Source organism: Bradyrhizobium canariense (assembly GCF_018130465.1).
In the GTDB taxonomy this organism is placed as follows: Bacteria; Pseudomonadota; Alphaproteobacteria; order Rhizobiales; family Xanthobacteraceae; genus Bradyrhizobium; species Bradyrhizobium canariense_C.
On the sequence record NZ_JAFCKJ010000003.1, the window covers coordinates 346,597 to 365,995 of the forward strand.

Annotated in this window: 20 protein-coding genes; 11 read left to right on the forward strand and 9 right to left on the reverse strand. The window is 64.6% G+C overall.

Annotation, left to right across the window (positions count from 1 at the left end; translation table 11 throughout):
- The first annotated feature begins 50 nt into the window (after positions 1-50).
- The 3 genes from dctP to JQ591_RS10380 are packed head-to-tail and all read left to right on the forward strand — an operon-like array spanning position 51 to position 2,979.
- Positions 51-1,073: a TRAP transporter substrate-binding protein gene (gene dctP, locus JQ591_RS10370; protein ID WP_211395902.1), complete on the forward strand. Its 1,023-nt coding sequence runs from the start codon at positions 51-53 to the stop codon at positions 1,071-1,073.
- Positions 1,070-1,624, forward strand: a complete 555-nt coding sequence (locus tag JQ591_RS10375; RefSeq protein ID WP_211395903.1) for a TRAP transporter small permease — start codon at positions 1,070-1,072, stop codon at positions 1,622-1,624. The genes dctP and JQ591_RS10375 overlap by 4 nt, the downstream gene beginning before the upstream one ends.
- On the forward strand, positions 1,621-2,979 hold the full coding sequence (locus JQ591_RS10380; RefSeq protein ID WP_211395904.1) for a TRAP transporter large permease: 1,359 nt from the start codon (positions 1,621-1,623) through the stop codon (positions 2,977-2,979). The genes JQ591_RS10375 and JQ591_RS10380 overlap by 4 nt, the downstream gene beginning before the upstream one ends.
- Positions 2,980-3,085: 106 nt before the next feature.
- Here JQ591_RS10380 and JQ591_RS10385 read toward each other — a convergent pair whose 3' ends face one another.
- A complete protein-coding gene (locus JQ591_RS10385; protein WP_211395905.1) occupies positions 3,086-3,778 on the reverse strand; it encodes a GntR family transcriptional regulator in 693 nt (230 codons plus the stop codon).
- Between the two features lie 213 nt (positions 3,779-3,991).
- Between JQ591_RS10385 and JQ591_RS10390 the strand changes: the two genes are divergently transcribed.
- The 4 genes from JQ591_RS10390 (at position 3,992) to JQ591_RS10405 (ending at position 7,872) form a co-directional block, all read left to right on the forward strand.
- Positions 3,992-4,600 carry a TRAP transporter small permease gene (locus tag JQ591_RS10390; protein ID WP_211396427.1) on the forward strand — a complete coding sequence of 203 codons (609 nt, stop codon included), beginning with the start codon at positions 3,992-3,994 and terminating at the stop codon, positions 4,598-4,600.
- Positions 4,600-5,865 carry a TRAP transporter large permease gene (locus tag JQ591_RS10395; protein WP_106943525.1) on the forward strand — a complete coding sequence of 422 codons (1,266 nt, stop codon included), beginning with the start codon at positions 4,600-4,602 and terminating at the stop codon, positions 5,863-5,865. The genes JQ591_RS10390 and JQ591_RS10395 overlap by 1 nt, the downstream gene beginning before the upstream one ends.
- Before the next feature lie 22 nt (positions 5,866-5,887).
- Positions 5,888-6,871, forward strand: a complete 984-nt coding sequence (locus JQ591_RS10400) for a TRAP transporter substrate-binding protein (RefSeq protein ID WP_211395906.1) — start codon at positions 5,888-5,890, stop codon at positions 6,869-6,871.
- Positions 6,872-6,945: 74 nt separating this feature from the next.
- Positions 6,946-7,872 (forward strand): dihydrodipicolinate synthase family protein, encoded by a 927-nt coding sequence (locus JQ591_RS10405; RefSeq protein ID WP_211395907.1) that lies wholly within the window; start codon positions 6,946-6,948, stop codon positions 7,870-7,872.
- Positions 7,873-7,991: 119 nt separating this feature from the next.
- On the opposite strand, the gene JQ591_RS10410 is transcribed toward JQ591_RS10405, so the two are convergent.
- The 4 genes from JQ591_RS10410 to JQ591_RS10425 are packed head-to-tail and all read right to left on the reverse strand — an operon-like array spanning position 7,992 to position 13,765.
- Positions 7,992-8,903: a hydroxymethylglutaryl-CoA lyase gene (locus JQ591_RS10410; protein WP_211395908.1), complete on the reverse strand. Its 912-nt coding sequence runs from the start codon at positions 8,901-8,903 to the stop codon at positions 7,992-7,994.
- Position 8,904: 1 nt separating this feature from the next.
- Positions 8,905-10,920 (reverse strand): acetyl/propionyl/methylcrotonyl-CoA carboxylase subunit alpha, encoded by a 2,016-nt coding sequence (locus tag JQ591_RS10415; RefSeq protein ID WP_211395909.1) that lies wholly within the window; start codon positions 10,918-10,920, stop codon positions 8,905-8,907.
- A gap of 4 nt (positions 10,921-10,924) precedes the next feature.
- On the reverse strand, positions 10,925-12,529 hold the full coding sequence (locus tag JQ591_RS10420) for a carboxyl transferase domain-containing protein (RefSeq protein WP_211395910.1): 1,605 nt from the start codon (positions 12,527-12,529) through the stop codon (positions 10,925-10,927).
- Positions 12,530-12,553: 24 nt separating this feature from the next.
- Positions 12,554-13,765 (reverse strand): isovaleryl-CoA dehydrogenase, encoded by a 1,212-nt coding sequence (locus JQ591_RS10425; protein ID WP_283817714.1) that lies wholly within the window; start codon positions 13,763-13,765, stop codon positions 12,554-12,556.
- A gap of 72 nt (positions 13,766-13,837) precedes the next feature.
- On the opposite strand from JQ591_RS10425, the gene JQ591_RS10430 reads away from it, so the two are divergent.
- On the forward strand, positions 13,838-14,866 hold the full coding sequence (locus tag JQ591_RS10430) for an AraC family transcriptional regulator (RefSeq protein ID WP_211395912.1): 1,029 nt from the start codon (positions 13,838-13,840) through the stop codon (positions 14,864-14,866).
- Between the two features lie 112 nt (positions 14,867-14,978).
- On the opposite strand, the gene JQ591_RS10435 is transcribed toward JQ591_RS10430, so the two are convergent.
- The 3 genes from JQ591_RS10435 to JQ591_RS10445 all read right to left on the reverse strand — a co-directional run bounded on the left by JQ591_RS10435 (position 14,979) and on the right by JQ591_RS10445 (position 16,540).
- The gene (locus JQ591_RS10435; protein ID WP_211395913.1) at positions 14,979-15,278 is read right to left on the reverse strand and encodes a DUF3551 domain-containing protein; all 300 of its coding nucleotides are present in this window, start codon (positions 15,276-15,278) and stop codon (positions 14,979-14,981) included.
- Positions 15,279-15,551: 273 nt separating this feature from the next.
- Entirely contained in the window at positions 15,552-16,037 is a 486-nt protein-coding gene (locus JQ591_RS10440) for an Lrp/AsnC family transcriptional regulator (protein WP_007591345.1), read from the reverse strand.
- Between the two features lie 197 nt (positions 16,038-16,234).
- Positions 16,235-16,540, reverse strand: coding sequence for an ETC complex I subunit (locus JQ591_RS10445; protein WP_106943516.1), 306 nt, complete (start codon positions 16,538-16,540; stop codon positions 16,235-16,237).
- A gap of 259 nt (positions 16,541-16,799) precedes the next feature.
- Between JQ591_RS10445 and JQ591_RS10450 the strand changes: the two genes are divergently transcribed.
- Positions 16,800-17,978, forward strand: a complete 1,179-nt coding sequence (locus JQ591_RS10450) for an OpgC domain-containing protein (RefSeq protein ID WP_211395914.1) — start codon at positions 16,800-16,802, stop codon at positions 17,976-17,978.
- 174 nt (positions 17,979-18,152) lie between these two features.
- Positions 18,153-18,578 (forward strand): translational machinery protein, encoded by a 426-nt coding sequence (locus JQ591_RS10455; protein WP_211395915.1) that lies wholly within the window; start codon positions 18,153-18,155, stop codon positions 18,576-18,578.
- A gap of 13 nt (positions 18,579-18,591) precedes the next feature.
- Here the strand turns inward: JQ591_RS10455 and JQ591_RS10460 are convergent, their stop codons facing one another.
- Positions 18,592-18,786 carry a hypothetical protein gene (locus JQ591_RS10460; RefSeq protein ID WP_211395916.1) on the reverse strand — a complete coding sequence of 65 codons (195 nt, stop codon included), beginning with the start codon at positions 18,784-18,786 and terminating at the stop codon, positions 18,592-18,594.
- Between the two features lie 307 nt (positions 18,787-19,093).
- Here JQ591_RS10460 and JQ591_RS10465 point away from each other — a divergent pair, with 307 nt between their 5' ends.
- A complete protein-coding gene (locus JQ591_RS10465) occupies positions 19,094-19,252 on the forward strand; it encodes a hypothetical protein (protein ID WP_211395917.1) in 159 nt (52 codons plus the stop codon).
- Positions 19,253-19,399: the final 147 nt, after the last annotated feature.

The following is a 19,399-nucleotide window of genomic DNA, read 5'->3' on the forward strand; positions in this document are numbered from 1 at the left end:
AATCACAGCAAACAAGAACCGTCCAAAGAACCGTCCAAGGGAATCACACCATGCTCACGCGCCGCCACCTGATCGCGACCGCCGTCGCCGCACCCGCCATTCTCCGTTTCGGCACCGGCACCGCGCATGCTGCGACCACGCTGAAGATCTCGCATCAATTCCCCGGCGGCACCGTCGACAAGGGCGATTTCCGCGACCGGCTCTGCCGCATGTTCGCGGCCGAAGTCACCAAGCGCAGCAATGGCGACATCGCTGCTGAAATTTATCCGAACTCCTCGCTGATCAAGACCAACGCGCAGTTCTCGGCGATGCGCAAGGGCGCGCTCGACATCAGCCTCTATCCGATGCCCTATGCCGGTGGCGAATTGCCGGAAACCAATATCGGCCTGATGCCGGGCCTCGTCACCACCTACGACCAGGGCATGCGCTGGAAGAAGGAACCGGTCGGCAAGGCGCTGACCGACTTCCTCGCCGACAAGGGCATCATCCTGCTCAGCTGGGTGTGGCAGGCCGGCGGCGTCGCCAGCCGCTCCAAGCCGATCGTGGCCCCCGAAGATGCCAAGGGTCTGAAGGTGCGCGGCGGCTCGCGCGAGATGGACATGGTGCTGCAGACCGCCGGCGCCTCGGTGCTGTCGGTGCCCTCGAACGAAATCTACGCAGCAATGCAGACGGGTGCCTGCGACGCCGGCATCACCTCATCGACCAGCCTGATCTCGTTCCGCCTCGAAGAGGTCGCGAAATCGCTGACCTCTGGCGCAGGCGCGTCCTATTGGTTCATGCTCGAGCCGCTGATGATGTCGAAGGCGATCTTCGACAAGCTGCCGAAGAACCAGCAGGACGTCCTGCTCGCGGTCGGCACCGAGCTCGAAGCCTTCGGCCGCAAGGGCGCGCAGGACGACGACGTCGAGGTGGCCAAGGTCTACGAGAAGGCCGGCGCCAAGGTCTCCGCGCTCGATGCCGCGACCGTCGGCAAGTGGCGTGACATCGCCCGCGACACCGCCTGGAAGGACTACGGCGCCAAGACTGCGACCTCGGCCAACCTGCTCAAGCTCGCGACCGACGTCGCCGCATGAGCCACGGTCCGCTTCCGGATCGTGACGACCAGGCAAACGCTGCCGCAAGGACCGGCCTTGCGGCGGCGATCGATCGCGGTCTCGCCATCCTCAACAGCATCATCGTCGTGTTCGCCGCGATCGCGCTGATCGCGGCCTGCGCCATCCTGAGCTACAGCGTGCTCAGCCGCGCCTTGTTCCACGCCGCCAATTACTGGCAGGACGAGGCCGCGGTGTTCCTGCTGGTCGGCGCCACCTTCATGACGGCCGCCTACGTGCAGCAGAACCGCGGTCATATCGGCATCGAGGCCTTCGTCGGCCTGCTCTCGCCGCTGGCGAACCGGATCAGGCTCTGGCTGGTCGATGCCGTGACGCTTCTGTTCTGCGCCTTCTTCGCCTGGAAGTCCTGGACGCTGGCGCATGAAGCCTTTGTCGACGGCCAGGTCTCGAACTCGATGTGGTCGCCGCCGCTGGCCGTCCCCTATTCGTTGATGGCGCTCGGCATGAGCCTGCTCTGCGTCCAGATCCTCGTGCAGCTTGCGCTGCCTTTCGCTGGAGCCAGGCGTTCATGAGCGTTTTCGGTATCGGCCTCGCGTACGGGATCGCGACGCTGGTCGTGATGTTTTCGGGCATGCCGATTGCGTTCGCGCTCGGCGCGGTCGCGGTCGTGTTCATGGGCATCTACATGCCCGCCGCCTCGCTCGATACGGTGACGCAGAACGTCTACGAGGAAATGGCCTCGATCACGCTGCTGTCGATCCCGCTCTTTATCCTGAAGGGCGCCGCGATCGGTAAGTCGCGCGCGGGCCAGGATCTCTACTCGGCTCTGCACGCCTGGCTGCACCGTGTCCCCGGCGGCCTCGGCGTCGCCAACGTGTTTGCCTGCGCGCTGTTTGCGGCGATGGCGGGCTCCAGCCCAGCGACCTGCTCGGCCATCGGCTCGGCCGGCATCCCCGAGATGCGCAAGCGCGGCTATTCCGGCGGCTTTGCCGCCGGCATCATCGCCGCCGGCGGCACGCTCGGCATCCTGCTGCCGCCGTCGATCACCATGATCCTGTTTGCGGTCGCCGCCGAAAAATCGCTGGGACGGCTGTTCCTCGCCGGCATCGGGCCCGGCCTGCTGCTGGTCTCCCTGTTCGGCGCCTACGCCGTGATCCGCTTCCGCCAGGAATATGCCGCGGCCGAAGCGATCTACAAGAACGGCGGCCCGGAAGCTGCGATCCTCGCCCGAGACGAATACACGCTCGCGGAACGCTTCAGCGTGCTGCCGCGCGTGATCCCCTTCGTGCTGCTGCTCACCGGCGTCATGATCGCGCTCTATGGCGGCTACGCGACGCCGTCGGAGACCGCCGGCCTCGGCGGCCTCTTGGCGCTGGCGCTGATCGCGGCGATCTACAGCGTGTGGCGGCCGAGCGACCTCGCCCCGATCCTGAAATCGACGATCCGGGAATCAACGATGCTGATGATGATCATCGGCATGTCGCTGCTCTATTCCTACGTGATGAGCTATCTCCATATCTCGCAATCGGCCGCCGAATCCGTCGTCGCGATGCACCTGCCGCGCTGGGGACTCTTGTTCGCGGTCCTCGTCATGGTCGTCGTGCTCGGTTTCTTCCTGCCGCCGGTCTCGATCATCCTGATGACCGCGCCGATCATCCTGCCGCCCTTACGCGCCGCCAATTTCGACATCATCTGGTTCGGTGTCGTCATGACCATCGTGATGGAGATGGGGCTGATCCATCCACCCGTCGGCCTCAACATCTTCGTCATCCGCAACGTCGCGCCCGACATCCCCTTGCGCGAGGTGATCTGGGGCACGCTGCCGTTCGTGCTGCTGATGATGGTCGCGGTGCTGCTGCTGTGTTTCTTCCCGGGGATTTCGACCGGGCTGCCGGATCTGGTGATGGGGCCGGACGGGAGCAGGTGAGCCTGCCGAAGGGGGCAAAGCGGAGCGTGCCCATCATCTGTCGGCGATTGCGAAAATATGGTGGGCGCGGCGCTACGCGCCTTTGCCCAGCCTACGAGCGCATCGACTACGGCTGGCCCTTCCGCCGCCCCTTCGGGGCGATCGCACCGCCGCCCACCACCTGCAACAGATCCTTGCGCACGGCCTCGATGTGTCGCTCCAGGAACCGGCAGGCCTCCTCGACCTTCTGCGCGCGGCAGAGCGCGATCAGATGGGCGTGCTCCTTCTCGGCAGTCCCCATCGCCTTGGTGTTGGAGAGCTGGAGGCGCGTGTAGCGGTCGCTGGTCTGGAGCAGCGACAGCACGATCGCGCGCGTGCGCGGCTGCGGCGCGTGCATATAGAGCGCCAGATGGAAGTCGGCGTTGAGCTGCCCCCAATCGCTGACATTCTTCGCCTTGATTGCCTTCTCGAATTGCCTGTGGATGTCGTCGAGCGCATCGAAATCGTCCGCGGAGAAATGCGGCGCCGACTGCGCCAGCAGGCGCGGCTCCAGTATCCGACGCAGATCGAACACGTCGTTGATCTCGTCGAGCGACAGCTCGGAAACGATGGCGCCCTTCTGCGGAACGATGCGCACCAGCCCTTCCGCCTCGAGCTGGAACAGCGCCTCGCGCACGGGAATGCGGCTGACGCCATAGGCCTCGCCGAGCGCATCCTGGCGCAATTGCGAGCCGGCCGGATAGGTGCCGTCGAGGATCGCCTGCCGCAGCTGGTCGACGATCGCAGCCGACAGGGTGCGGTGCTTCAGAGGCTGTTTCATCTGACCTTCTGTTGTCCTTCCCGACTCGTCCAGCTCAAGCGGTCCCTCTCTTGCATGTTGCAGGACCCAGCAAAAGTGAGTGCCCAGCAAACGCGCGTCCTGCCGCCGAAATGACCGCAATCTCCGTTTGACACTCAAAATGTATAAATTATACATTTGGCAATCGCACGAGAAATCTTCGGGGGTTGGGGCCTCTTTATGATTGAGCAGACGATGCCGACCACGCGCGCGTTCAGCGTCCAACGCACGATCGTTCGCGCCTCCAGCGCCCTGCTCGCCTGTGAGCGCCTCGCGCTGATGGGCCTGATGTACCTGCTCACCGGCCTGATCCTGGTGAACGTCATCACCCGCTACTCGCACTTCCCGATCTATTGGATCGATGAATCCGCGGTTTATTGCGTGGTCTGGCTGACCTTCATCGGCGCCTCCGCGATGACGCGGCTGCGGCTCGACTTCGCGGTCACCATGCTGACGGAGCGGCTGTCGCTGCGGCACCAGAAGATCGCCAAGGTGATCTCGACCGGCCTCGTCGTCGTGTTCGGAATCGCTCTGATCATCACTTGCATGCTCTGGATGGACCCGATCGGATTGGCCCGCGCCGGGTTCGACGGCCGCAAGCTCGCGGCCGAGACCTTCAATTTCCTCTACACCGAACACACCCAGACGCTGAACTGGCCGACCTGGGTGCTCTATCTGACGCTGCCGATCTTCGCGGTGTCGATGACCGTGCACGGTCTCGCCAACCTCCTGGAAGATCTCGAGCTGGTCCCGCGCACGCCACCGAGGGGCTTTGCGCTCTCCGAACTCGACGGGGTCAACTGATGGTCACGTCAGCAGCCTTCCTCGCGATCATGCTGGTCGGCGTGCCGATCGGCCTTTGCCTGTGCCTCGCGGGCCTCGTCTACATCGCGGCGTCCGGCAATCCGGTACTGTTCCAGTCCTATCCGCTTCAGCTGTTCGGCGGCGTCGACAGCTACGGCCTGATCGCGATTCCGCTCTTCATCCTGATCGGCGAGATCATGAACGGCGGCGGCATCACAAGGCGCATCGTCGACATGGCGATGGCCTTTGTCGGTTCGCTCAAGGGCGGGCTCGCCTACGTCAACATCCTCGCCAACATGTTCATCTCCTCGATCCTGGGATCTGCGACCGCACAGGTCGCGATCATGGCCCAGATCATGGTGCCGGAGATGGAGAAGAAGGGCTATGACAAGACCTTCGCGGCGGGCCTCACCGCCTATGGCGGCATGCTGGGCCCGATCATTCCGCCATCGGTGATGTTCGTGGTCTACAGCGTGCTGGCGCAGGTCTCGGTCAGCGACATGCTGATCGCCGGCATCGTGCCGGGCGTCATCCTCACCGTGATGTTCTGCGTCGTCATCGCGCTGATGGGATACATCTACAATTATCCCCGCGCCGACTATCAGACGCCGCGGCAGCGCGTGGCGACGATCCTGCGAACCTCGCCCACCCTGCTGATCCCGATCGTCATCGTCGGCACCATCCTCGGCGGTCTCGCCAACGCGACGGAATCCGCCGCCGTCGGCGCCGTTGCCGCGGCCCTGGTCGGAAAGTTCTGGACCAGGGAGTTCGAATTCTCGCAGCTTCCGCAGATGATGCTGCGCAGCGCGATCTATTCGGCGATCGTGCTGTTCCTGGTGGCCGCCGCGGCGGTGTTCTCCTGGGTGCTGATCTTCGGCAAGGTGCCGCAGGAAACCGCGGCCTGGATCCAGACCGCCGCCAAGGACCCGATCAGCTTCATGCTGATCTGCAACGTCATCCTGCTGGTGATCGGCACTGTGATCGACGGCATTCCCGGCCTGATCATGACGGTGCCGATCCTGCTGCCGGTCGCGACCGACGTCTATCACATCGATCCCCGGCACTTTGGCGTCGTGGTGGTGATCAACCTCGTGCTCGGCCTGTTGTCGCCGCCGGTCGGGCTCTGCTTCTTCGTCGCGGCCGCCGTCACCGGCGCCAAGCCCGGCAAGATGTTCATGGTGACGCTGCCGTTCTTCGTCATCTCCTGCGTCCTGCTGGTGCTGCTCTCGCTCTACCCGTCGCTCTCGCTGATCCTCATCAAATAGGCCCGTCCAAAGGAGCCCGACCATGCCGATCTCACGCCGCCGCTTTCTCGCCGCCAGCGCCGCCCTGCCGCTGTTCGCGCCCTCGCTTGCGCTCGCGCAGGCCAAGGAATTCCGCCTCGGCCTGATTACGCCCAACGGCCATTCCTGGAACAAGGCTGCGCTCAAATTCGGCGACGATCTCAAGGCCGCTACCAACGGCCGCTTGACACTGACCGTGTTCCACTCCGGTCAGCTCGGCAACGAGCCCGCGATGATGCAGCAATTGCAGTCCGGCGCGCTCGACATGGGCTTCATCCAGGCCGCCGAGCTCGGCTCGCGCGTGCCGCACATCGCCGCGATCAACGCGCCCTACATCGTCCGCTCGACGCCGGCGGTCGCGAAATTAGTGCGGCATCCGGCGGCCATCAAGCTGTTCGAGGTGCTGCCGCAGGAGACCGGCACGATCGGCCTCGGCTGGGGCATCACCGGCATGCGGGCGGTATTCTCCTCCAAGGACCTGACGAGCCTCGCAGACATCCGCGGCATGAAGCTGCGCATCAACCCGACGCCGGTCTATCGCGATTTCTATTCCTCGCTCGGCGCCGCGCCGACGCCGATCCCGACGCCGCAGGTGTTCGACGCGATGGCCAACGGCCAGGTCGACGGCCTCGAGGCCGATCTCGAATTCTCCTGGAACCAGCGCTTCGACAAGGTCTCGAAGGTGATCCTCCAGATGAATGCCGTCTTCATGCCGATGGCCGCGGTGGTCTCGGGCCGGGTCTGGCAGACGCTCCCTGCAGCCGACCGCGAGCTGATCGCCAAGACGGTCAAATCCACGCTCGATGCGCAGATCGACGAGCTGGCCTCCAACGAGCCCGCCCTGATCGAGAACTTCAAGAACGCGCCGATTCCGATCCGCCAGGTCCCGGCCGGCGACACCGAGGCCGTCATCGCCGAGTTCGACAAGATCTGGCTGCCGAAGGCACCTGTCCTTGCCGAGCTGCGCAAGGTCGGCGCCACGCTCTGACCCCACCCGCCATCCCCTTCAAAACACCCGGCGGATCCAGCCCCCCGCCGGCAAAATCCACTCGGAGTAAAACCATGAGCCGCCGCGTTTCCTGGGAAGGTGTCTTCCCGGCCGTCACCACGCAATTCCACGACGATCTCTCGCTCGACATCGACGCGACCGCGAAGGTGATGGACGGGCTGATCCGTGATGGCGTCTCCGGCCTGATCGTCTGCGGCTCGGTCGGCGAGAACACCTCGCTGGAGCGCAAGGAGAAGGTCGCGATCATGGAGACGGCGAAATCCGTCGCGGCCGGCCGCGTGCCCGTATTGTGCGGCATCGCCGAATTCACCACGGCCTTCGCGGTCGAAACCGCGAAGGAGGCCGCGCGCGTCGGCATCGACGGCGTGATGGTGATGCCGGCGCTGGTCTATTCGTCCAAGCCGCACGAGACCGCCGCGCATTTCCGCGCCGTCGCCACCGCGACAGACCTGCCGGTGATGCTCTACAACAATCCGCCGATCTACAAGAACGACGTCACCCCCGACATCCTGGCCACGCTCGCCGACGTCGAGACCGTCGTCTGCTTCAAGGATTCCTCCGGAGATACTCGGCGCTTCATCGACACCAGGAACATGGTCGGCGATCGCTTCGTGCTGTTCGCCGGCCTCGACGACGTCATCGTCGAGAGCATCGCGATGGGCGCCGTGGGGTGGGTCTCCGGCATGTCGAACGCCTTCCCGCGCGAAGGCGAGACGCTGTTTCGCCTGGCCAAGGCGGGGCGCTTTGCCGAGGCGATGCCGCTCTACGAATGGTTCATGCCGCTCTTGCATCTCGACGCGCGCCCGGACCTCGTCCAGTGCATCAAGCTGTGCGAGCACATCATGGGCCGCGGCACCGCGCTGACGCGCCCGCCCCGCCTCGCACTGCTGCCGCAGGAGAAGGCCGAGGTCGAGGCGATGATGGTGAAGGCACTCAAGAGCCGGCCGCGCCTGCCCGATGTCGGGCTGAAGGCGGCCTGAGCACAGGTCTCGTAGGGTGGGTTAGACCTGCGGCTGCGCAACGCGCAGTCGCTGGGCGTAACCCACCACTTCTGTCACCGCAGAAACCGAAGAGGTGGGTTACGCTTCGCTAACCCACCCTACGAAGCCGCTCGCCTCTTCTTCGCGTTCAGCGCGGACGCCACGCGGCTCACCGGCGGCTTGGCGAGCAGGCCGCTCATCTCGTTGGTGGCCACCAGCAGCTTCTCCATATCGACGCCGGTCCTGACGCCCATGCCCTCGAGCATGTAGACGACGTCCTCGGTCGCGACGTTGCCGGTCGCGCCCGGCGCGTAGGGACAGCCGCCGAGGCCGCCAGCGGCGGCGTCGATGACGCGGACGCCCTCCTCCATTCCCGCATAGAGGTTGGCGAGCGCCTGGCCGTAGGTGTCGTGGAAATGCATCGCGAGATTGGTGGGAGGAATGTTGGCGCCGACCGCGCGCAGCATCGCCTTGGCCTTATCAGGCGTGCCGACCCCGATGGTGTCGCCGAGCGAGATCTCGTAGCAGCCGAGCTCCCACAGCGTGTTGGCGAGATCGGCGACAGCTTTCGGCTTGATCTCGCCGTCAAAGGGACAGCCCAGCACGCAGGAGATATAGCCGCGGACCTTGACGCCATCGGCCTTGGCGCGCGCCAGCACCGGCTTGAAGCGCTCGATGGACTCCGCGACCGTGCAATTGATGTTGGCCCGCGAAAAGCCCTCGGAGGCCGCGGCGAACACCGAGACGATCTTCGCGCCGGCCGCGCGCGCGGCGTCATAGCCCTTCTCGTTCGGCACCAGCACGTGGAATTCGGCGCCGGTCACGTGGCTGACGCCGCGCAGCACGGCGTCCGAGCTCGCCATCTGCGGGATCGCCTTGGGCGAGACGAAGGCGCCGACCTCGACTGTATTGAGGCCGGCGGCGACCAGAGCCTCGATGAAGGCGATGCGGGCCTCGACGCTGACCGCCGTCTTCTCGTTCTGCAGGCCGTCGCGCGGCCCCATTTCGATGATGCGGACCTGATCGCTCATCTCATTCTCCGGAAGGCTCGACCACGGCGAGCTCGACGCCCTCCTGGACGATGTCGCCGACCTTGCATTTGATGGACTTCAGCACGCCGGCATAGGGCGCCCGCAGCGTCTGCTCCATCTTCATCACTTCCAGCGTCAGGATCGGCGCGCCCTTCTCGAGCTTGGCACCCTCCTCCGCCAGCACGGCGACGACCGTGCCCGGCAAGGGCGCCGCGATCTTGTCCGCGCCGGTCTGCTCCTCGGTCTCGCCGCCGAACGGATCGACCAAATGCAGATCGAAGCGGCCGTTGCGCGTGCGCAAATACAGCTCATGGCCGTCGATCACGGCCGCGACCGACGATCTGACGCCGTCAAGCGTCAGGTCGAAGCCGTTGTCCCGGGCCGCAATCGCAAACGCCAGCTCGCGTTCGCCGATCACCAGCGTCGACGGACCGCTGCCATAGTTCAGCGTGATCTTCTGCTCCGGCCCATGATGAACGCCATGACCGGCGCGAAACGCAAAGTTGCGCTGGCGCCGGCCGACCGGCATCCAGCCAAAGGTCTGCCAGGGCGAACTCGCTTCCGCCTGCGCGGCCTTCCGCTCGTCGTTGATCACAGCGGCCACCGCGGCGCAGAGCTCGAGTTCGCCGGGTGCCGGCGTGGCCTGCGTCAGCACCGCCAGCTCGCGCTCGATGAAGCCGGTGTCGATCGCGTTCGCCCTCACCTTCGGATGCGTCATCAGCGCCGACAGGAACGGAATGTTGGTGACGATGCCGCGGACGTCGGACTCTTCCAGCCCGCGGTTCAGCCGCTCGATCGCGACATCCCGCGTCGGCGCCCAGGCGATCATTTTTGCCAGCATCGCATCGTAATACGGCGAGACCGTATCGCCCTCCCGATAGCCGGCGTCGATGCGCAAGCCGCCGGTCTCGGCGGGCAAGCGCCACGTCGAGATCTTGCCGACCGATGGCATGAAATTCCTGGTCGGGTTTTCCGCGTAGACGCGCGCCTCGACCGCATGGCCGTTGAGGCGGATCTCGTCCTGCTTCAAGGGCAGCGCCTCGCCGAAGGCGACCCGCAACTGCCACTCGACCAGATCGATCCCGGTGATCAGCTCGGTCACGGGATGCTCGACCTGGAGACGGGTGTTCATCTCGATGAAGAACACGTCCTTTCCGTCGGAGACGAACTCGATGGTGCCGGCGCCGACATAGTTGACGGCCCCCGCCGCCTTTCGCGCGGCGGCACATACTGTCTCGCGCTGGGCCGCATTGAGCGTTGGCGACGGCGCTTCCTCGACCACCTTCTGGTGGCGGCGCTGCAGTGTGCATTCGCGCTCGAACAGCGACAGCAGATTGCCGTGGCTGTCGCCGATCACCTGCACCTCGATATGGCGGGGGTTATCGACATATTTTTCGATCAGCATGCGGTCGTCGCCGAACGCGGCCTTGGCCTCTCGCTTGGCGCTGACGATCGCGGGCGCGAGTTCGTCCGCGGAGCGAACGATGCGCATACCACGGCCGCCGCCGCCGGCGGACGCCTTCACCAGAATGGGGAAACCGACCTTCTCGGCCGCCTTCGCCAGCGTCGCCTCGTCCTGGGCCTCGCCGTGATAGCCGGGCACCAGCGGTACGCCGGCCTTTTCCATCAGCGCCTTGGAGCCGGATTTCGAGCCCATCGCCGTCATCATCCCGGCAGTCGGGCCGACGAAGACCAGGCCCGCGTCGAAACACGCCTGCGCGAATTCGGCATTCTCCGACAGGAAGCCATAGCCGGGATGGATCGCCTCCGCGCCCGTCTTGCGCGCGGCCTCGATCAGCCGCTCGGCATTGAGATAGCTGTCGCGGGCGCGTGCGGGCCCGAGCAGCACGGCCTCGTCGGCGAGCGCGACATGCATCGCGTCGCGGTCCGCCTCGGAGTAGACCGCGACCGTGCGCAGGCCCATGGCGCGCGCGGTGCGGATCACACGGCAGGCGATCTCGCCGCGGTTGGCGATCAGAAGCGTGCGAAAACGGCGGTAGAGCTTTGAGCGGTCCATCGCATCACATCCTGAACAGGCCGAATTTCGTCGGCTCGATCGGCGCATTCGACGCCGCCGAGAGGCCAAGGCCGAGCACCAGCCTTGTATCGGCCGGGTCGATCACGCCGTCGTCCCACAGCCGCGCGGTCGCGTAATACGGATGCCCCTGGCTCTCATATTGCGCGCGGATAGGCTCGCGGAATTTATCCTCGTCCTCTTTCGACCAGCTATCGCCCTTCGCCTCGATATTGTCGCGGCGAACCTGGCTCAGCACCATCGAAGCCTGCTCGCCGCCCATCACCGAGATGCGGGCGTTCGGCCACATCCACAGGAAGCGCGGTGAGTAGGCGCGGCCGCACATGCCGTAATTGCCGGCGCCGTAGGAGCCGCCGATCACGACGGTGAATTTCGGCACCGACGCGGTCGCGACCGCCGTCACCAGCTTGGCGCCATCACGCGCGATGCCGCCGGCTTCGTATTTCTTGCCGACCATGAAGCCCGTGATGTTCTGCAGGAACACCAGCGGAATGCCGCGCTGGCAGCACAGCTCGATGAAATGCGCCCCCTTCAGCGAGCTCTCGCTGAACAGGATGCCGTTATTGGCGATGATGCCGACCGGAAAACCCCAGATGTGGGCGAAACCGCAGATCAGCGTCGTGCCGTAGAGCTTCTTGAATTCATCGAACTCGGAACCATCAACGACGCGCGCAATGATGTCGCGCACGTCGAACGGCTTGCGCCCGTCGACGGGCACCACGCCGTAGATCTCCTCCGCCGCAAACAAGGGATCACGCGACGGATGCATGTTGAGGTTTGGCCGTACCGATGGCTTCAGCGTACCGACGATGCGGCGGGCGATGCCGATCGCGTGCGCGTCGTTCTGCGCGTAATGATCGGTCACGCCCGACTGCCGCGAATGCACGTCGGCACCACCGAGCTCTTCGGCGGTCACCACCTCGCCGGTCGCCGCCTTCACCAGGGGCGGGCCGCCGAGGAAGATGGTGCCTTGATTGCGCACGATGATGCTCTCGTCCGACATCGCGGGGACATAGGCGCCGCCGGCGGTGCAGGACCCCATCACGATGGCGATCTGCGGGATGCCCTGCGACGACATCTGGGCCTGGTTGTAGAAGATGCGGCCGAAATGGCGCTCGTCCGGAAAGATCTCGTCCTGCAGCGGCAGGAAGGCGCCGCCAGAATCGACCATGTAGACGCAGGGAAGATTGTTCTGCCGCGCCACGTCCTGCGCGCGCAGATGCTTCTTCACGGTCATGGGATAATAGGTGCCGCCCTTGATGGTGGCGTCGTTGGCGACGATGACGCATTCGCGGCCCGAGATGCGCCCCACCCCGGTCACGACGCTCGCCGAATGCACGTCGCCGCCATAGAGGCCATAGGCCGCGAGCGGCGACAGCTCCATGAACGCGGTGCCGGGATCGACCAGCAGGTCGACGCGCTCGCGCGCCAGCATCTTGCCGCGCGACGTGTGGCGATTGCGCGAGACCTCGCCGCCGCCGCCGGCGACCTGGCTCAGCTTTTCGCGCAAGTCCGCGACGAGGGTGCGCATGGCCTCGGAATTGCGCGCAAAGTCCGATGAAGACGTATCGATGCTGGAATGGAGCGGCATGTTGATTCCAATTGCGTGAAGATTTTAAGCCGTCTCGGCCATCAATTCGCGACCGATCAGCATGCGCCGGACCTCCGAGGTGCCGGCGCCGATCTCGTAGAGCTTTGCATCGCGCCACAGACGTCCGACCGGAAATTCGGATGTGTAGCCGACCCCGCCCAGCGCCTGGATCGCCTCGCCCGCCATCCACGTCGCCTTCTCGGCAGAATAGAGGATCGCAGCGGCGGCGTCCTTGCGCAAGCTGCGCGCGTGATCGCCGCGGTCGCAGGCCCGCCCCACCGCATAGACATAGGCGCGCGTGGCCTGCCAGGTCGCATACATGTCGGCAAGCTTGCCCTGCATGAGCTGGAAGTCGCCGATCGGCTGCCCGAACTGCTTGCGCTCGTGCATGTAGGGCACCACCGCGTCCATGCAGGCCGCCATGATCCCGAGTGGGCCGCCCGAGAGGACCGTACGCTCGTAGTCGAGCCCGGACATCAGCACCTTGACGCCCTCGCCGACCTTGCCAAGCACGTTCTCCTCCGGCACCTCGCATTCGTCGAAGAACAGCGGATAGGTGTTGGAGCCGCGCATGCCGAGCTTGTCGAGATGCTGGCCGTGGCTGAAGCCCTTGGCGCCCTTCTCGACCAGGAAGGCGGTCATGCCGCGCGGGCCCGCTTCCGGATCGGTCTTGGCATAGACCACCAGCACGTCGGCATCGCCGCCATTGGTGATCCACATCTTCGAGCCGTTGAGCACGTAGCGGTCGCCGCGCTTGTCGGCGCGCAGCTTCATCGAGACGACGTCTGAGCCGGCGCCGGGCTCGGACATCGCGAGCGCGCCGACATACTCACCGGAGATCAGTTTTGGCAGATAGCGCTCGCGCTGCGCGTCATTGCCGTTGCGGCGGATCTGGTTGACGCAGAGGTTGGAGTGGGCGCCGTAGGAGAGCCCGACCGCGGCCGAGCCGCGTGAAATCTCCTCCATCGCGACGATATGGGCGAGATAGCCCATGTTGGAGCCGCCATATTGCTCCGGCGCGGTCATGCCGAGCAGGCCGAGGTCGCCGAGGCGCTTCCAGAGGTCCGCCGGGAACAGATTGGCTTTCTCGATATCGGCGGCACGCGGGGCGATCTCCGCCTCCACGAAGGCGCGCAGCGTGTCGCGCAGCATGCTGATGTCTTCGCCCAGATCGAAATCGATGCTCGGGATATTCAAGGCGATTCCTCCGTATTTGGGGACCGAACCTAGCGGCATCAGGGCCCTTCTGCGGTCGAAAAGGTTGCATTTTCCGCCAAACTTGGCGAGGATTTTCCCAGAGGATTTCCGATGCCTTTTCAAGTCGCAACCGCGATCCCGCGCCGCGCCGTGACCCCTGCCGCCTTCGTCCGCGGCGTCGTTGCCGCTTACGAACGCTACGGCCGCGATCCGACCGAGGCGCTGAGCCGGGGTCAGGTAACGCCAGACCTTGTCATTTCTCCGGATGGGCGGGTCACGGCCGGCCAGTTCGAGGCGCTGGCGGGCCATGCCATGCGCGAGCTCGATGACGAGGCGCTCGGCTGGTTCTCGCGGCGGCTGCCTTTCGGCACCTACGGCATGCTGTGCCGCGCCTCGATCACTGCCCCGACGCTGGAGGTCGCGCTCAAGCGCTGGTGCCGGCACCATCGTCTGCTCACCGAGGACGTGCTGCTCGATCTCGCGGTCGGCAAGGAAACCGCGGTCGTGTCCGTCCGCGAACTGCGCGACCTCGGACCTCTACGCGAATTCTGCCTGGTCACCCTGCTCCGCTATGTCCTGGGCTTTTCCTGCTGGGCTGTGGATTCCAGGATCGCGCTCCGCGCCGCGGAATTTCCACACCCCGAGCCCGGCCATGTCTCGGTCTATCCGACCATCTTTTGCCGAAACATCCGCTTCGATGCGGACCGTGCTTCCATCATCTTCGACAAGCATTATCTGTCGCTGCCGCTCACCCGTAGCGCGGCGGACCTCGACAACATGCTCAAGGGCGCGCTGCGGCTGACCGTGCTGCCCTATCGGCGCGACCGGCTGCTGGTCGAGCGCGTTCGCCGCGTGCTCCGCAACGCGCGCGGACGCAGTCTCGGAGCCGAGGACGTCGCCAGCGAGCTGGCACTCTCCACCCGCACCATGCATCGGCGCCTGCGCGAGGAAGCGACCTCGTTGCGCGATCTCAAGGAAGAGGCAAAATTCGAGCTCGCCAAGCAGGAGCTGATGCGCGGTCGTAACCCGATCAAGCGGATCGCGGAGATCGCCGGCTTCCGCAACGAGAAGAGCTTTTCCCGCGCCTTCCGCACCTGGGCCGGCGCCTCCCCGCGCGAGTTCCGCGGCAAATATCGCTGACGCGCGGGCGCACATTGTCGCCTGATTGTCATAAATTTACGGCCCCCGGGATCAATCCCGGAGGCCGCAATGTCTCGAAACCGGCCTCGATTTCGAGCGCCAGTTTTTTGCATCAGTTCGAGTTGGTCTGCCCGCCCGAGCGAAGCTTGGTGCGCGACTGCGTCTGCTTCGGCTGGAAGGCAAGCGCGTCGGTCGAAGTCTTCGCGCCGCCGCTCTGCGAGCACGAGCCGCCGATGCCGCCGGCCGCGGCCCGGCAGGCCTCCATCGTCGGATAGCCGCAGCCGTGCGCGGCCTGGGCGCCATTGGTGATGCAGTAATCTTCCGCCAGGGCAGCCGGCGCGGTCATCATGAGAAACGCAGATGCAAACAGCGCCGCTGCGGATGCGACGAACGTCTTCGAGGTCGAGGTCATGTTGTCTTTTCCTGCTTCAGGGTCCCACAAAAGCGGCCTCGGCATGCGACGCAGGCTGAGGTTCACACCTCGCATGTAGGCCGGCGCCAGGAGCCGGCAATCACGGCAAAGCGCATTGCAGGACTTCCCAAATCACATGTCACAGTTAGGTGAGTTACTTATCTTTCTATCCGTCTTATCCGAACCTGTACGCCAGTAAGGGAATCACCCGCGCCTTCGGATTTTTGGATATCGTTGCGCGCGAGCCGCGTTTTGGGACGCGTCGCTGCCGCACTATCCTGCCGCCGCGATCTCCTGCAACGGCAGCGGCACGTCCTTCGCCACGCCCAGCACCGGGAAGCTGCGGACGTTCTTCACGTTCGGCATCGCGGCGAAATGCAGGAGCTGCTGGCGCATGCTTTCGACGCTCGGCGCCACGCATTTGAGAAGATAGTCGGTGTCGCCCGAAATCCGCCAGCACTGCTGGATGCGCGGGATCGCGGCGATCGAGCTCTCGAACGCCGCCAGCACCGGCTGGGCCTGGCTGCCGAGCTGGATCGAGACGAACGACACCACCTCGTAGCCGAGCAGTCGCTCGTCGATGACGGCGCGCACCGCCCGGATCACGCCGCGGCTGAACAGCGATTTCAGCCGCCTCACGCAGTTGGGCCCGGACACCCCGACGCGCAGCGCCAGCTCATTGTTGCGAACCCGCCCGTCCTGCTGCAGCTCGGAGAGTATCTTCAGATCGACGCCGTCGAGCTGGTCACGCCCGGCCATACCCCACCTCGCCATGAGCCCGTCATGCGAGGCAGCGAAGCACGCGGCGGAATAGCTGCCAAGGGCAGGACGGTGGGATGAAGCCACGTGGTTGGGCGAGCTTGTCCCGGCCATCCACTGGCTTTCACGCGGAGGCTAAAACGTGGATGCCCGGGACAAGCCCGGGCATGACGAGAATCTCAACGCGCGGCACGCCCTCAATGCGTCCAGGGCTCGCCGCGGCGGAACGAGAAATTGTCGGAATAGGCCACCGGCCGGCGAACCGACTCCTGCGGCTCGATCACTTGGTAGGCGATGCCCTTGCGCTCGCAATAGGCGACGGCCTCTTCCTTGCTGTGGAAGCGCAGCGTGATCTGCTGCTTCATGTCGCCGGACGAGGTCCAGCCCATCAGCGGCTCGACCGCACGCGGCTGCTCCGGCTCGTAGTCGAGCTGCCATTCCTTGGTCTTCGACCGGCCGGATTGCATCGCGTTCTTGGCGGGCTTGAAAATGCGTGCGGTCATGGATGGTCCGGGCCTCTTCTTCGTCTTTTCGTTCGATTTCGATGCGTCACGGTAGCAGTTGGTGGAAACCGTGGGCATAGTATAGAGACACCTTTTGGGAACTGATCGGTGATTCCGGCCCCCGGGATGGCTCGCCGACGGGTATAATCATTATGCTGCACCGTGACAATTGCGTACCCGCCTTCCGCGCCGGGATCCCGCCCGGCGCTACTGCCTCGCTGACATCAGCCTGTCCGTCCCCTCCGAAAGCTCCCGTCGCATGTCCTTCCTGAACATCAACGCCACGCTCCCCGAGAAGGGCCGTGACCTCAGGCTCGACCTGTTTCGCGGCATCGCGAACTGGGCGATCTTCCTCGACCATATCCCCGACAACGTGGTGAACTGGATCACCACTCGCAATTACGGCTTTTCCGACGCCGCCGACCTGTTCGTCTTCATCTCCGGCTACACCGCCTCCTTCGTCTATGCGCGGATGATGCTGGAGCGCGGTTTCCTGGTCGGCGCGACGAGGCTGACCAAACGGGTCTGGCAGCTCTATGTCGCCCACATCATCCTGTTCGTGATCTACATCGCCTCGATCAGCTATCTGGCGCTGCGCTTCGGCGATTCGGAGATGATCAACGAGTTCAACGTCGCCGGCCTCGTCGACAACGCCACCGAGACACTGCGCCAGGGCCTGTTCCTGCGCTTCAAGCCGCTCAATCTCGACGTGCTGCCGCTCTACATCGTGCTGATGGGGCTGTTTCCGCCGGTGCTCTGGTTCATGCTGCGCAAGCCCGACCTCACGATGGTGCTGTCCATCGTGCTGTGGCTGACCGCGCGCCATTTCGGCTTGAACCTGAACGCCTATCCGGCCGGCCAGTGGTACTTCAACCCGTATTGCTGGCAGGTGCTGTTCGTGTTCGGCGCCTGGTGCGCCATGGGCGGCGCGCGGCGCTCGATGACGCTGATCAACGCGCCGGTCACGCTCTGGTTCTGTCTCTTCTATCTCGCCTTCGCGCTGGTCATGACCATGGCCGGCCGCTTCCCGACCCTCGGCGGCATGTTCCCGGAATGGCTGTTCTCGGCGTTCAACCCGAACGACAAGACCAACCTCGCGCCCTACCGCTTCATCCACTTCGTCGTGATCGTGATCCTGGTGATCCGCTTCGTGCCGAAGGACTGGCCGGGCCTGGAATGGAAAGGGTTCGACCCCATCATCGTGTGCGGGCAGCAATCGCTCGCCGTGTTCTGCGTCGGCGTGTTCCTGTCCTTCGTCGGCCATTTCGAGCTGTCGATGAGCTCGGGCTCGCTATTCGCGCAGATCTTCGTCAGCGTCGCCGGCATCGCGATCATGACGACGGTGGCCTATTACATCTCCTGGTCGAAGAAGCAGGATAAGCCGCTGAAGCCACCGCCGCCCAAGCCTGCGGCCGCCGCGGCAACAAAGGCAGGCTGAGCCGGAGGCGCCTGGTCCTCCAGGCTCCGTTTTCAGTCCCCTGGACCGTTTTCGGCTTGTCCGGGATCGGATTGACCTGCCTCAACCAAAGGCGGCGCCGGCCAGCCTAATGTCGCCGCGACGCACCCCGCCGCAGCGATGTCGGCGGCCTCTCCCTCGGACAAGGCCAAACACATGCCCTCTCATTTTCACGCCGTGGTATGGATCGACCATTCGCAGGCCAGGATCTTCCATCTCGGTCTGAGCGGCTCGGACGAAATCACGCTGCATCCGCAGTTGGCGACGCGTCATCTTCATCACAAGGCCAACGCGATCGGCAGCGGCCATGCCGCGCCCGACAAGGCGTTCTTTGCCGAAGTGACCAAAGCCCTCGCCGATGCCGGCGAAATCCTGATCATCGGTCCGGCGAGCGCGAAGACGGAGCTTGCCGCACACATTCGCGCACATGCGCCCGAGATTGCCCAGCGGATTGCCGCGGTGGAAGCGGCCGATCATCCCTCCGACAACGAAATCGTCGCTTATGCGAAGCGTCACTTCAACTTGCCGCTGCCGCGTGTGCAAACGCCGGGATCGACCGCGGGCGAGAGGCATTCGGGTTGAGGGGCGTGGCCTGCTAGGCCGCCACTTCGCGGTCGAACTCGGTGAATTTCTTGTAGATCCAGTCGCGGCCGTCGTGGCGGCGCCAGACCTTGCCATAAACAAGCTGCCCGTTGATCGAGCGGCGCGGCACGAGCACGGTCCAGAGGTGCCATATCTCGGTCCAGTTCGCCTGCGGACCGACGGTTCGGACGTTGCGATCGAAAGACATGATGCAGAACTCACAGGATACGCGCGCTGCGACGAACTGTGACGTCGTGTGAGCACGAATTTCAGGCAGCCCATCGCGAGCCGAACCGATCTGATAACAGTCACTAAGGCGGCCGCAACAACCGCTCGCCCTTAACCTAACCGATCAACCTTACTTCTTGTGAGCGCCCGGCAAGACCGGTTGAAAGCGGCCGCCGATTTTCCTAGACTGTGCACGATTTGAGAATGAGCGCGCCGTTTTGAGGGCGCGCCGTGATTTCCAGGCTGACGCGAATTTTGAAAAGTATTGATGGGCTGGTGCGACCACAATGAATTTGCAATGTGCATGTCTGCGGCTGGCGCTGCGATCGACGCCGCCTGCGCTGCTCGCAAAGACGCCGGCGCAGGAACTGCCGAAGGTCGCGAACGACAACCAGTTGGCCTGGCCGTTCCTGCCGTTTCCGTTCGGCTGGTACGCGACGAACTGATGCTTGGAAAAGCGTAACGCCGCGCAAGCGGAATATCATCGCTTGGCGGCGTCCGTTAGGCATTGGGCGCTGAAATCCCCCAACACCTATATGTCTATGGCGACACCCAAAGGTTCGACAAAATTTTACGAATTCTGCGCTGCCCGC